General features: G+C 29.6%; 11 protein-coding genes and 3 pseudogenes. 10 read left to right on the forward strand and 4 right to left on the reverse strand.

The window, feature by feature from the left end:
* Positions 1–140 precede the first annotated feature (140 nt).
* Positions 141–995, forward strand: a complete 855-nt coding sequence (locus tag KEC93_RS11420) for a zinc metalloprotease HtpX (RefSeq protein WP_077869802.1) — start codon at positions 141–143, stop codon at positions 993–995.
* A 150-nt stretch (positions 996–1145) separates the two neighbouring features.
* Positions 1146–1352 carry an alpha/beta-type small acid-soluble spore protein gene (locus KEC93_RS11425; protein WP_077869803.1) on the forward strand — a complete coding sequence of 69 codons (207 nt, stop codon included), beginning with the start codon at positions 1146–1148 and terminating at the stop codon, positions 1350–1352.
* A gap of 139 nt (positions 1353–1491) precedes the next feature.
* On the opposite strand, the gene KEC93_RS11430 is transcribed toward KEC93_RS11425, so the two are convergent.
* Entirely contained in the window at positions 1492–2409 is a 918-nt protein-coding gene (locus KEC93_RS11430; protein ID WP_077869804.1) for a DMT family transporter, read from the reverse strand.
* Positions 2410–2549: 140 nt separating this feature from the next.
* Between KEC93_RS11430 and KEC93_RS11435 the strand changes: the two genes are divergently transcribed.
* The 4 genes from KEC93_RS11435 (at position 2550) to KEC93_RS11450 (ending at position 6543) form a co-directional block, all read left to right on the forward strand.
* Entirely contained in the window at positions 2550–3374 is an 825-nt protein-coding gene (locus KEC93_RS11435) for a TrmB family transcriptional regulator (protein ID WP_111944724.1), read from the forward strand.
* Between the two features lie 154 nt (positions 3375–3528).
* Positions 3529–3783 (forward strand): PHP domain-containing protein, encoded by a 255-nt coding sequence (locus tag KEC93_RS11440; protein ID WP_139357412.1) that lies wholly within the window; start codon positions 3529–3531, stop codon positions 3781–3783.
* Between the two features lie 352 nt (positions 3784–4135).
* Positions 4136–5836 (forward strand): methyl-accepting chemotaxis protein, encoded by a 1701-nt coding sequence (locus KEC93_RS11445; protein ID WP_077869807.1) that lies wholly within the window; start codon positions 4136–4138, stop codon positions 5834–5836.
* 137 nt (positions 5837–5973) lie between these two features.
* On the forward strand, positions 5974–6543 hold the full coding sequence (locus tag KEC93_RS11450; RefSeq protein WP_077869808.1) for a dihydrofolate reductase family protein: 570 nt from the start codon (positions 5974–5976) through the stop codon (positions 6541–6543).
* Here the strand turns inward: KEC93_RS11450 and KEC93_RS11455 are convergent.
* From KEC93_RS11455 to KEC93_RS11465, 3 genes and pseudogenes are all read right to left on the reverse strand, one after another.
* A complete protein-coding gene (locus KEC93_RS11455; protein WP_077840879.1) occupies positions 6540–6725 on the reverse strand; it encodes a YvrJ family protein in 186 nt (61 codons plus the stop codon). The genes KEC93_RS11450 and KEC93_RS11455 overlap by 4 nt on opposite strands.
* Positions 6726–7050: 325 nt before the next feature.
* The gene (locus KEC93_RS11460) at positions 7051–7623 is read right to left on the reverse strand and encodes a sigma-70 family RNA polymerase sigma factor (RefSeq protein ID WP_077853707.1); all 573 of its coding nucleotides are present in this window, start codon (positions 7621–7623) and stop codon (positions 7051–7053) included.
* A gap of 569 nt (positions 7624–8192) precedes the next feature.
* A pseudogene (locus tag KEC93_RS11465) lies at positions 8193–9561 on the reverse strand (ISNCY-like element ISCb1 family transposase).
* Positions 9562–9732: 171 nt separating this feature from the next.
* Here KEC93_RS11465 and KEC93_RS11470 point away from each other — a divergent pair.
* The 4 genes and pseudogenes from KEC93_RS11470 to KEC93_RS11485 form a co-directional block, all read left to right on the forward strand.
* A pseudogene (locus tag KEC93_RS11470) lies at positions 9733–11322 on the forward strand (type I restriction-modification system subunit M).
* A gap of 307 nt (positions 11323–11629) precedes the next feature.
* Positions 11630–12598 carry an AAA family ATPase gene (locus KEC93_RS11475; RefSeq protein WP_039773230.1) on the forward strand — a complete coding sequence of 323 codons (969 nt, stop codon included), beginning with the start codon at positions 11630–11632 and terminating at the stop codon, positions 12596–12598.
* The gene (locus KEC93_RS11480) at positions 12598–13116 is read left to right on the forward strand and encodes a hypothetical protein (RefSeq protein ID WP_023975109.1); all 519 of its coding nucleotides are present in this window, start codon (positions 12598–12600) and stop codon (positions 13114–13116) included. The genes KEC93_RS11475 and KEC93_RS11480 overlap by 1 nt, the downstream gene beginning before the upstream one ends.
* Positions 13117–13200: 84 nt before the next feature.
* Positions 13201–13443 (forward strand): annotated as a pseudogene (locus tag KEC93_RS11485) (N-6 DNA methylase); the annotation flags it as partial.
* Positions 13444–13453 lie beyond the last annotated feature (10 nt).

The following is a 13453-nucleotide window of genomic DNA, read 5'->3' on the forward strand; positions in this document are numbered from 1 at the left end:
GCTTTGAAAGCAAAAAATGCTTAGTGAGACTCTATAGTTAGAACGTGTTCTAGCTATAGAGTTTTTTTGTTACATAAATTTCTGAATTGAGAAAAAATTGTCAAAATATTTTAGTAATTAAGTAAAAGGAGGAAAACAAAATGAATAGTTTTGGAAATCAAATTAAAACTTTGCTTCTGATGAGTGTCCTGACGATATTAGTAGTATTAATAGGAATAGGTATTGGAGGTCAATCAGGGATGCTGATGGCTTTGGTGCTCGCATTAGTTATGAATGGAGGAAGTTATTGGTTTAGTGATAAAATTGCACTATCTATGACTGGAGCTAAGCCGTTAACAAGAAATGATAATATTGAAATTTATAATATGGTGGAAAGATTGACAGCAAATGCAGGAATACCAATGCCAAGGCTTTATATTACACCTTCTACTCAGCCTAATGCGTTTGCAACAGGAAGAAATCCTAAGCATTCAGCTGTTGCAGTTACACAAGGACTATTGAATATACTAAATTATGAAGAATTAGAAGGTGTTATTGCTCATGAACTGGCACATATTAAGAATAGGGACGTGCTTATAAGTACTATTGCAGCTGTAATGGCAGGAGTAATCACAACAATGGCTAATTGGGCGCAATGGGCGTTAATGTTTGGCAGGGGTAACAGTGATGAAGAAGAAGGCTCAGGATTCCTAGCAGCTTTACCATTAATTATTTTAGGACCTATTGCTGCTATGTTAGTACAGATGGCAGTATCAAGATCTAGAGAATATCTTGCTGACAGTACAGGAGCGAGGATTGCAGGACATAGCAGAGGACTCTCTAAAGCATTACTTAAGTTAGATCAGGCTTCAAGAGTGGTTCCTATGGACGTAAATCCCGCAGCAAGTCATATGTTTATAGTCAATCCTCTAAGTGCGAAAAGATTAATGAACCTATTTAGCACTCATCCAACTATAGAAGATAGAGTACGTAGACTTCAAAATTCAAATTTATAGTCTTGTTTATAATTTTTCAAGAAAAATCAACCTTGCATAGGTAGAGTAATAAATAAATTCTATTTTTGTTATTATTTTTGAAGGCTATAGCTTGAAATTATGGTTAATATATTTCTGTAAAGAAATATAGTCAAAAGGAGGAATAATAATATGGCATCAAGTAGCAGTGGAAGAAATACAACTTTAATACCAGAAGCAAAACAAGGATTACAAAGATTAAAAACTGAAGTGGCTTCAGAAATTGGATTAAGTGATTATGAAAACATTGATAAAGGAAACCTTTCTTCAAGAGACAATGGTAGAATTGGTGGAGAAATGGTGAAAAGAATGATAGAAAGCTACGAACAAGAGCTTTAAATAATAGTGAATGCACCAAATCTGTTTTTGGTGCATTTATAGCCTATGGCTAGATCTAGGTATATTTTATAGACTTTGTTTGTTAAATAATTTAAATAGATATACTAAATAAATATTAACTTCATTATACATTTTAATTTTATCCTTTCTGAATAGAACTTAATATAACACCTATGATGACAATAACTCCTCCTAATATCTGTATGGTGGATACACTTTCATGTAAGATTAATATTGAAAATATCAAACCTAAAACAGGAACTAGATTCATAAGAGACACTGAAATACTAGAGGAGAGTTTTCTAAGTCCTAAATTATATAATAGAAATGCAACAATAGAGCAGCCTACACTTAGATAGATCAATGCGCTTGCTGAAGTGATGGTAGGCATTCTACATGTTTTACCCTCGATGATGACAAATGGCAAAAAGAAGATGAAGCCTGCTAGCATCTGATAATATGTTAACGTCATTGCAGAATATTTATTTGTCAAATCTCTCGTAATAAAGTTGTAGAATGCCCATACAATTCCCGCTCCTATTAGAATTATATTTCCTAACATAGATTTAGAATTCCCATCTACATTAATTTGAGTTAGAACTGCAACACCGATGATAGCGAGTATAATTCCAAGTACCTTTTTTATATTTGGCTTTGAATGATAGATAAAAAATTCTAGTAATGTTGTAACAGCAGGAAAAGAAGCTACTATCAAAGCAGAATTTGAAGAAGATGTCATACTAACCCCAATGTTTTCTATTGCAAAATAAAGTGTAATCCCCAAAAATCCACTTAATGCAATACGCATACGATCTTCCTTTTGTATTTGTTCATTATTTGATGTAATTTTCCTCATGAACCAAAAGAGAATCACAGCAAAAAGAGTTCTAACTGCAGCGAGTTGAATAGGAGCAAAAGTTTCATAAGCTAATTTTGTTGCAATAAAAGATGCACTCCATAATACAACAGCCCCAGTACTAGCCAAGTAATAGTAAGATAAAGTTCCATTTTGTATATTTGTTTTTTGATTATCTAGTAATGATTTGGCATTTAACATAGAAATATATATCCCCCTTTTAATTTAGTGACTACTATTGTAACTACTTGTGATTACAATATCAGTTTTAGTTGATTGTGTCAATAGATTTAGTTATAATATTAGTTACTAAAGTAGCGACTAATATTATTGGAGGATTTATGGAAGATAACATTTTAGAAGTATTAAAAAATTTAAATTTTACAGAATATGAAGCAAAAGCATACCTTACATTATTAGAAGAATCACCATTAACAGGCTATGCAGTAGCAAAAAATTCAGGTGTGCCACGTTCAAAAATATATGAGGTTTTAGATAGTCTTGCTATGCGTGGAGATATTTTAATTAGCCATGGAAATACACAACAGTATGTTCCAATTCCAGCAAAAGAACTTATTAAAAATCGTCGGGTAAAAGCTGAAGAGAATTTTAAACTTGCAGAAAAATCTTTAGAACAATATAATCAATCTTCGAAGAATCGTGAGAATATCTGGAATATAACTGGTCATGACGAAATACTTGATAAAGTAAAAGAATGCATCCTCTCAGCAAAACATAGAATTTTGCTTGAACTTTGGAAAGAGGAATTCAAGGAATTAGAATCTGAATTGAAAAAGGCAGCTGATAAAGGAGTTATGGTAACCATTATTGCTTATGGAGAAATAGTAACTGATTTTGCAAATGTTTACTTACATGATATGAGTACAGAAATTACCGATGAATACGGAGGGCGTTGGATTGTAGCTAGTGCCGATAATTCAGAAGTTGTAGCTGGTATTGTATCACTAGGTAAAGATAGCAGGGCAGCGTGGACAATGCATAAAGGATTGGTTATGCCTATAACAGAAGTAATTATTCATGATCTGTATATTATGGAAATCATGGAGAAGCATAGAGAATTATTAGAAGAAAGTTTTGGCAAAAATCTTATTGAACTTCGTAAGAAATTTTCTATATACCAAGATTTAAAAAAACATTATGTATAATTAATCTATGAAATCATAATAGTTTATTTTAAAAACTAGGTCGGAAAAATAGAAAAAACACTAACGATTAAGATACCTAAATGCTGGTGCTTTCTAACTTGATGACCTATAGGAGAATCGAACTCCTGAATGGTATTTTAATACTTTTGATACTATGCCAAGTGAGTTATATGATGCTACAATGCTCTATGGGTGTGAAGCAAATATTCTTGATGAAAGCGGTAATATAGATTTGTCAATTGAAAAGCAAGAAAAGCTTGATATTATTATAGGAAGTCTACATGATCCAGTTGTAGAAATAGGAAAGAGTCTTGAAATTTATACAAAGATGTTTTTAAAAGCAATGGATAATCCAAACCTACATATTTTAGGTCATATAGGAAATCCAAAGTTGCCTATATATGAATAGGAGATTGTAAAAAAAGGCAAAAGATAAGAATATATTAATAGAAATAATTAATAAATCATTTTCGGTAAAGAGAAAATGATGTGATGTGATTTGCAAAAAGATTGCATTGCTTTGCAAAGAATTAAGAAGAAAATGCCAATATAATTTTTTGACTATCTTGGTATTTTGTAAAAATTAATGATAGTAATGGAAAAAGTTTGGATTAGTAAAAATAAGTTTATGATATAATTAGGTAAATTTATAAAAAATCAAGATAATAGATGAAATATTTTAGCGAAAGTTATAAACTATAAATAAGCGTATAATTTTCGCTGATTTTTTGTTTAAATAAGTTATAAGGGGAATGATTTTAATGATAAAAGGGATAAAGCTAAAAGTATTGCTGCCATTAATATCAATAAGTTTGTTTTTTATAGTGTTTATGGCAATACAATTTAACTCTACAAGTAATAATTTAAAAAAGGTACGGGAAATGAATAATAAGTATTTTTATACAAGCACTAAAGCAGATGAACTAAAATTAGATGTTGTACAAGTCCAGCAATTCCTTACAGATATTAGCGCGACAAGAGGCGCAAAAGGTTTTGATGATGGTTTTGATGAAGCAGAAAAATTTGCTAAGGATCTAGAAAGTGTTTTGAGTGATCTTAAAGAAAAAAATCCAGAAAGTGCAAATGAATTAGATAATATACAAAAAAGTTTTGAACCTTATTATGAAACAGGAAAGAAAATGGCGCAAGCTTACATAGACGGTGGGCCTGAAAAAGGAAATTTATCTATGGAAGAATTTGATTCTACTTCAGAAAAGATTAATGAGGAAGTTGATAAATTTAACGAAGCAGCAGCAAAAAACATCGAAATATCTATAAGTAGTATAGAAAATGATATAAGAAATACAATAATTTTAATGGGAATATCTGTTCTAGCCTTGGTAATAATATTTGTTATAACTTGGAGATATATATCTAAAAATATTGTTACACCAATAACTACTATGCTTTCAAAACTCAATGAAATGTCTAATAATGGCGGAGATTTAACTCAAAGGATTGATTTTCATAGCAATGATGAGATTGGTGAAATGGCAAAAAGTTTTAATTTAATGCAGGAGTCTTTTAGGCAGATTATCAATGTCGTTATTAATGAATCAAGAAATGTTGAAAATAAAGTTGAAAAAACTAATGAAAATATAGGTAAGTTATCTGGATTAATCGAAAATGTTTATACTACAACAGAAGAATTATCAAGTGGTATGGAGGAGACAGCAGCGTCAACAGAAGAAATGGGCAATACTACATATTTAATTAACTCAGATATGATGGGAATTGCACAAAAGGCAAAAAGTGAAGCTGAGAATTCGAAGCTTATAAATGAGAGAGCTAATGAACTTAAAAATAAAGCTGTTAATTCTATGGAAAATGCTCAAAAGATTAATTTACAAACTCAAAGTAAATTATTAGAAGCTATTGAAAAAGCTAAAGAAGTAGAAAAGATAAAGGCCTTATCAGAAGCTATTTTAGAAATTGCCTCTCAAACAAATTTATTAGCATTAAATGCATCAATAGAGGCTCAAAGAGCAGGTGAAGCAGGCAAAGGTTTTTCAGTAGTAGCAGAAGAAATTAGAAATCTTGCAGAAGATTCTAAAAAAACTGTATCAGAAATAAGTAATATTAGTAATATTGTTATGGAAATAGTAGACAACTTAGTTTCTACTTCTCAAGATATGATAAAATTTATTAATGTTGATGTGATAAATGATTATGAGATGATTGTTAAAACAGGAGAGCAGTACAGTAAGGATGCAGCTATGGTTTATGATATGACAACAGAATTTAGCAATAAATCTAACAGTATTATGGATTCTATGCTTAGAGTTGCGGATGCAGTAAAACAAATAAATGATTCAAATACTGAATTAGCTGATGGAACCAATAATATTGCAGAAAATATGAATACTATATCTGAAAGTTCAGGAAATGTTGTTGAATTAATTAAGGAAGTTAATGTAAGCACTAATAAGCTAGTTAATATGGTTAATAATTTTAAGGTATAGCTATGATTATTAAAAAGAAATAAGTGCATAAAGAAAAAACAAATGAATTTAGGCGGTTTTTAAAAATATTTCTTGATAGTAAATTGTTGTGTTATAATCAAAGTTTTCAAGGAAGAATATAAGAAGGAGGAAGAGTTATGTCAAATAACGTAAAACAGAGAAGAATAATTTTAGATTTAGCAACTACTTTAGATGGCTTTATTGAAGGGAAAAACGGAGAAGTTGATTGGTGCATTATGGACGCTGATATGGGATTCACTAATTTCTTAAATGAAATTGACACTATTTTATATGGTAGAAAGAGTTACGATTTATGGGGACAATATATTCCACAAGATGAAGATTCAGATGATGAAAAAGAAGTTTGGAAATTAATTCATAGTAAAGAGAAATACGTGTTTTCCAGAACACAAATAGCTACTAATAATCAAGCAATATTTATAAATGAAAATATTCTTGAAGAAGTAAATAAATTGAAGAATAAGCCTGGTAAAGACATTTGGCTATATGGAGGAGCAAGTCTAATTACAACCTTTATAAATTTAGGGCTTGTTGATGAATTTAGATTATCTATTCACCCTGTTATTTTGGGAGAAGGAAAACCGTTGTTTAATGATATAAAACAGAGAGTGAATTTAAAAATGGTCAACACCAGAACGTTCTCTTCTGGCGTTGTACAATTAATTTATCATTGGAATGGTAATTAATTTTTAACAGAACTCTCTGTATCAACAGCTACTCCAAGCTTAGCTGATATTATGGTATTTAATTTATTAATTGAACTAGATAAGCTAACAATTTGTTTCTCTAAACGAATTAGCAAATAGGCAGATACCGCCACTGGAAACCCATTATTAACAATAAGGTTAATTAACTCATTTACTTCCATAAATCCATCACCTCCTATAATGGATATATGATATAAAACGTATTATTTCATGTTAGGAAACAAATAGTACATAAAACTAAAATATATACATCGCATAAATAATTCTTCATGATAATTCTAAAAATATTGCAAGAATTTTAGCTAAATGCCAGGGATGTAGCCTAAAATGCATTTGCGATAGAATAGATCAAGTTATTGAAGATTATGTGGAGAAAACTACAGAGATCGTAAATGATTTTAGTTTTGAATAGGTAAATGAAATATTGGTATTATAATAAAGATAACAGCTCTAAGGATTAACCTTAGAGCTGTTAGACTTTTATGCTTAATAATACAATGAAATATTATTAAGGATTTTCATTAAAATGTTTTTCTTTTTTTGAATAGCAGTAGAGTAGCACATATTTTTAAAATAGGCATATTCCTTTACAGTGTAATTTTTGTAGAATACAAAATCTATAAGTTCAACTTCCTCTTTATTTAAATTCTCAAGGGCTAATTTTAAATCCTCATAGTCGCACATCTCACATAATGAAGTTTCAGTTGAAATCTCAAGTTCTGGAAAATTATTTTCTACATCATCATGTAAGCTTAATGCATCACTACCTTCAGTAGATCTTCTGGTTCTAGTTCTTTTTATTAGATCATTCATATTATTTTTAATGGCATTAGTAGCATAGGCAACGAATCTATGCTTTTCTAAATTGTACCTGGAAACAGATTTAAAAAGTGAATGGTAACATTCCTGTATAATATCGTGGAAATTATACCTATCAATGAAAGTCCTTTTAGAAATATTGTAAATCAAAGGCCTAAATTCATAAGCTAATTTTTCTTTTGCTTCTTCATCATTATTCTTACATCTGGTAACTAAAGTTTCAACATAATCAAAATCCATATAAACCTCCATCTTCAATATAAGAGTTATGAATAAAAGTAATTATTTTACATATATTGTGTTTTGTGTTAAATTTACCTCTACATATAGTATATATGGTTAAGTTACATATAACTTATATAGAAAAGTAATATTGAGAAAAAATTTTTTCTTTAAACATCTCTTTTGGGATTGATGACTTCTACTATAATAAAGTTATAGTGGTGGTCTTTTTGTTTTTGGTGGATTTTCACAATAAATATATATCATGTAAAGCAATAGACAATTATTTTATTATTCCAATAGAAAATAGATTTTTAAAACATAACTTAATAGATAATTGCGAAACTCATTGATAAAAATGAATAATGATTGATTTGAAGTTGCAAAAACATTATTAATGGATTTAATGGTTCCTGCTATACAAATATAATAGTTGACTTCTTAAAAAAGGGCGCACGAAATAAAGCGAAGGTGAATTCCAATTTTTATAAATAAATTTTATGCAATTAATGGCTTTAAGCTTCGGATATATTTATGTTTATGAATTTTATCTGCCACGATAACTGTTATTAGTTGAGTTATTCCGGCTAGAAGTAAATCAGCATGAAGTGTTTGCTCATTTTGAGTCTTACGCTCCGCGACGCAGTAACTATATTTGAAGTGATTTATATTTTTTTCAACAGCTACTCTGATTTTATAAGTATTACTCCATTCTTGGGTTCCTCGTGTTATTCCAGGATATGCGCGCAGATTCTTTTCAGGATAAATATAAAACATTCGTCCACATAAGGAATTTGTACATGGATTTTCACATTGAGTTACACGTTTGCTCTTTTTGGTTTCTTTGTTATATAACCATTTCATTTTAGGGCATACAAACTTCATTGTTGGAATTCTAGAACGAAGATGACTTTTACTACCTTCACGTTTCATTGGAATAGAAGGATCATTCGGACAGCATGGAATGCCGTCTTCGTTTAAAGGGCAATCAGCATTTTCTAGTGTAAGCCTAGTTTTTAAAGGAATATATGCTTTATCAAATTTTAATTCGAGAAGAAGATCACGATAAATTTGAATACTGTCAAAAGCAGCATCTCCTAAAAAGGTTTTTGGACTTATTAATGGATGCTTGTTAAAAAAATCTTTGAGAACAGGGATAAGAGCCTTAGAATCTGCAAGAGATTTATCTTCATCAGGTGAATCAGATTTTTTCTCAACAATAATATCAGGATGAGCATTGAGAAAATCTTTATTATAGAACGAAATATCTCTTACGATACCGAGGCCATTAGTAATGATTCCGAATTTAAAAGCATAGCAAAAATGCCCATTAATATACATTTGTTGGATGGCAGGGTTGGCTGAAGCGTGTGATGGCATAGAGCCATAGGCAGCTTTATAAGGATCATAAGAGTCATCTAAATTGCATGCTTTCTTAAAATTTTTAAGCTGTTTTATAATGCGATTAGCATATTTAGGATTATTTTCAGTGACAAATGCTTCAAGGCCTGAAGTATCAAAAATAGTCATGGAAGCAAGAGCCGTATCAATCTGTTGGCATATCGGTTCAGTAATATCAACAAGATTATCGAACATGGATTGTAAGTCCAAAAGAAAGTCCTGCTTGAAACGAGTAAACTTAGATGAATCAGGAACTCTTAAAAAGCCGCAGAAGTCTCTTAGTTCTTGAGAATATTTAAGGAAAATAATTAAAAGAGAATCTGTAGGAATAGAAAAAATGCGTTGTAAAATTAAAGCACTGATCATAGCATAAAGCTGATATTTTCGCGGCCTTCCTGTGGAAGCGTAAAAATGGTTAATGAAAGATGCAGGAACTAACTCATCAAGGTCGATAGTGTTTTCGAGTAAAGAAAGAAATTGGAATTTATCATTTTCAAATTTTTCTTTGCAATCAGAATAAACATCTGCCAAAGAAAGCTGTTTATATGTTATCATATATATGACTCCTTTCTGAGGTATATGGTAGTTTTGTTTTTAGGCAATTCAATTTTACCATAAATCAGTGAGGAGTTATTTTATTTTGCTAAAAAAATATCCCGCATTTCTGCGGGTTGCGGCGTTTCGCAAACGCCTATAATAATATATATATGAAAGGAAATAGAAATAATGAGTAATAATATACAATCAATTACAAATAAATTATGGGCAATGGCAAATGAATTACGTGGAACTATGGATGCATCAGAGTACAAAAATTATATATTGGCATTTATGTTTTATAGATATTTATCAGAACATCAAGAGGAATATTTGTTAAAGAATAATGTTATAGATGTTATAGATGGAGAGTCTATTAATGAAGCTTATAATTCACAAGTAGATGAGTAAGAGCTTCAAGATTATCTGCAAGACATTTCAGCAAGCTTAGGATATGCGATTGCTCCAAAGGATACATGGCAGTCATTGATTGAAAAAATTAATAATTCACAAGTTATTCCTAGTGACTATCAAACTATTTTTGATCATTTTAATAAAAATGCAGAATTAAATAAAGAAGCAGTAAAAGATTTCCGCGGAGTATTTAATGATATTAATTTAGGAGATTCGCGTCTGGGGAATTCTACAAATGAACGTGCTAAATCACTTAACAACATAGTAAAATTGGTTGATAGTATTGAATACAAAGGTGATGATGGAAAAGACATTTTAGGTGAAATATATGAATACCTAATTGGTCAATTTGCAGCTAGTGCTGGTAAAAAAGGTGGGGAATTCTATACACCACATCAAGTAAGTAAGATTTTAGCTAAGGTAGTAACAGAAGGTGTAGAAAAGTCAGATGAATTATTTAGCGTATATGACCCAACAATGGGATCAGGCTCTTTATTACTTACTGTAGGTCAAGAATTACCAAAAGGTACTCCTATGAAGTACTTTGGTCAAGAATTGAATACAACTACATATAACTTGGCACGTATGAATTTAATGATGCATGGTGTATCTTATAACAATATGGTATTAAACAATGCGGATACATTAGAAAGTGACTGGCCAGATGGACCAGATGAAAAAGGTATTGATCATCCACGTAGCTTCGATGCAGTAGTTGCAAATCCACCATATTCGGCAAAATGGGATAATGATGAAACTAAATTAAAAGACCCACGTTTTGGTGAATACGGCAAGTTAGCGCCAGCTTCAAAGGCAGATTACGCTTTTATATTGCATAGTATATATCATTTAAATAAGATTGGAACAATGGCTATTGTGCTGCCTCATGGGGTTTTATTTAGAGGTGCTGCAGAAGGAAAAATAAGAGAAACTTTAATTGGTAAAAATTATCTTGATGCAATAATTGGATTACCAGCAAATTTATTTTATGGAACAGGTATTCCAACAGTAATTTTAGTGTTAAAGAAGAGTCGTGAAAATAAAGATATATTATTTATTGATGCAAGTAATGATTTTGAAAAGAATAAAAATCAAAATAATTTAAGAGATGAAGATATTGATAAAATCATAAAAACATATAAGGAACGTAAAGATGTTGAAAAGTATGCTCATTTGGCATCTATTGAAGAAATTAGAGAAAATGATTTTAATTTAAACATACCACGTTATGTTGATACTTTTGAGGAAGAAGAACCAATTGATTTAGAAGAAATAAACAAGCTGTTAGAACAAGATAATAAGGAAATTGCTGAGCTTGAAGCTGAGATTAATGAACAATTGAAGATATTAGGGGTTAGAATTTAAATTATTTTAAAAGTTATGGAAGTTAAATTTCCCCAATTAGACCTCTGGGGTAATAGTCGTGAGTTTGTGAACGACTTTCTATTTATTTGCGATAAGATGCACCCTATCATAAATGAGTGCGATCTTTACTAATCTTGGATAGAGTAAAGTATGCTCCGCCTCCACCATGAAATCCACGAAAATCTAAAATTTAGATTTTGTGGGTTTATTTTGATTAATATAATAATTATAATAAATATTATATATTCTTAAATAAAAATAAAAGGTTATAATAAAGAAAAAACTAAGTTATTAAGGAGATGGTAGTTTGTATATAAAAAATATTGATGTTAAGAATTTTACTGTATTTGAAAATTTAAATATGAAGTTTTGTAAAGGAATAAATGTTTTTATTGGGGAAAATGGTACTGGCAAAACTCATTTGATGAAAATGATGTATGCTCCTCTTTCGGTAAAATATGATAAATCTATGATGCGATTTTGGGAAGATATATTTACACATAATACAGATGTTGAAACAGTACCACATTATTTTAGAAGAAATAAAAATAAAGAATTTATAATTAATATTGATTTTGACAACGCACAATCTTATTGCAATAATGATGGAAATTTTAGTAGTGCTTATTATGATATCGATTCAGTATTTATACCAGCAAAAGAAATGCTATCACATTCTAAAGGTTTTTTAGCATTAGAACGTGAAAGACATATTCCGTTTGATAGAACTTTAATTGATATTATTTCAAAGTCAGAACTTGGCAAAAGTAAGAGATTAGATGATCTAAATATGAAAATTTTAAATCATATATCAAATATCATAGAAGGAGAAGTGATATATGAAAATGATACATTTTATATTTTAAAGAACAATGGACTAAAAATTGAATTTTCAATGGAAGCAGAAGGGATTAGAAAAATAGGGATATTATGGCAGTTGATACGGAATGGATTAATTAATAATAAAAGCATCTTATTTTGGGATGAACCGGAAGCTAATATTAATCCTAAATTTATACCTGATTTAGTTGAAATATTAATTAAATTACAAACAATAGGAGTTCAGATTTTTGTTACAACTCATGATTATATTTTATCAAAATATTTTGATGTTAAACGTTCAGATAATGATGAAATTATGTATTTTTCATTATATCGGACTGATAATGGTGTTGAATATGAATGTAGTACTAAGCTAGATAATTTAAAGCATAATCAAATCAGAGATACTTTTATTCAATTATATGAAGACGAAATAGAAAGGGCGATGGAGTAATGATTGAAATAAGTGAATCTGGTATGATTTTTGGGGCATATGAGGATGATAGGGTCTTTAGAATTGAAATCTCTAAGTTACATGACAAAATAGGTAATAGAATTAAAGTTGTAGAGTTTATTCTTATGAGAAAGCAAAATGAGCTAGATTTTATAGAAGCAAAATCTAGTTCACCGAAGCCAATACAAGATAGTGAAGAGAAAGTGGAAAAGTTCAACAAATATATAGAAGAAATTACTGATAAATTTATACATTCTTTTAATTTATATTATTCAGCTATTTTAGGAAAAAATAATCATTACAATGAAATAAGTAGTAAGTTTTTAGATTTAGATAATAGTATTTTAAATTTTAAATTCATTCTAGTTATTAAAAATCACAAGGAAGAATGGTTGGTACCTATTTTAAATGCATTAAAAAGAAACTTAGCATATCACAATACAATTTGGAAAAGTGATGTTATTGTAGTCAATGAAGAAATAGCTAAGAAGTATAATTTGATTAAAGTCAATAGCTAACTTAGTTGAAAATGTGATGAATTATTTAGCGTATATGACCCGACAATGGGATCAGGTTCTTTGTTGCTTACTGTAGGTCAAGAATTACCTGGTAAAAATTATCTTGATACAATAATTGGATTACCAGCAAATTTATTTTATGGAACAACTATTCCAACAGTAATTTTAGTGTTAAAGAAGAATCGTGAAAATAAAGATATATTATTTATTGATGCAATTAATGATCTTGAAAAGAATAAAAATCAAAATAATTTAAGAGATGAAGATATTGATAAAATAATAAAGACATATAAGGAACGTAAAGACGTTGAAAAGTATGCTTATATATATCAAGAGA

Origin of the sequence: Clostridium beijerinckii (genome assembly GCF_018223745.1) — a bacterium.
Taxonomy (GTDB): Bacteria; Bacillota; Clostridia; order Clostridiales; family Clostridiaceae; genus Clostridium; species Clostridium beijerinckii.

Excerpts from the sequence above, each read along its gene's own strand:
- KEC93_RS11450 (WP_077869808.1), top strand. The coding sequence starts at position 5,974 with ATGTCAAATAACGTAAAACAGAGAAGAATAATTTTAGATTTAGCAACT.
- KEC93_RS11480 (WP_023975109.1), top strand. The coding sequence starts at position 12,598 with ATGATTGAAATAAGTGAATCTGGTATGATTTTTGGGGCATATGAGGAT.
- KEC93_RS11435 (WP_111944724.1), top strand. The coding sequence starts at position 2,550 with ATGGAAGATAACATTTTAGAAGTATTAAAAAATTTAAATTTTACAGAA.
- KEC93_RS11420 (WP_077869802.1), top strand. The coding sequence starts at position 141 with ATGAATAGTTTTGGAAATCAAATTAAAACTTTGCTTCTGATGAGTGTC.
- KEC93_RS11425 (WP_077869803.1), top strand. The coding sequence starts at position 1,146 with ATGGCATCAAGTAGCAGTGGAAGAAATACAACTTTAATACCAGAAGCA.
- KEC93_RS11430 (WP_077869804.1), bottom strand. The coding sequence starts at position 2,409 with ATGTTAAATGCCAAATCATTACTAGATAATCAAAAAACAAATATACAA.
- KEC93_RS11455 (WP_077840879.1), bottom strand. The coding sequence starts at position 6,725 with ATGGAAGTAAATGAGTTAATTAACCTTATTGTTAATAATGGGTTTCCA.
- KEC93_RS11445 (WP_077869807.1), top strand. The coding sequence starts at position 4,136 with ATGATAAAAGGGATAAAGCTAAAAGTATTGCTGCCATTAATATCAATA.
- KEC93_RS11460 (WP_077853707.1), bottom strand. The coding sequence starts at position 7,623 with ATGGATTTTGATTATGTTGAAACTTTAGTTACCAGATGTAAGAATAAT.
- KEC93_RS11440 (WP_139357412.1), top strand. The coding sequence starts at position 3,529 with ATGCCAAGTGAGTTATATGATGCTACAATGCTCTATGGGTGTGAAGCA.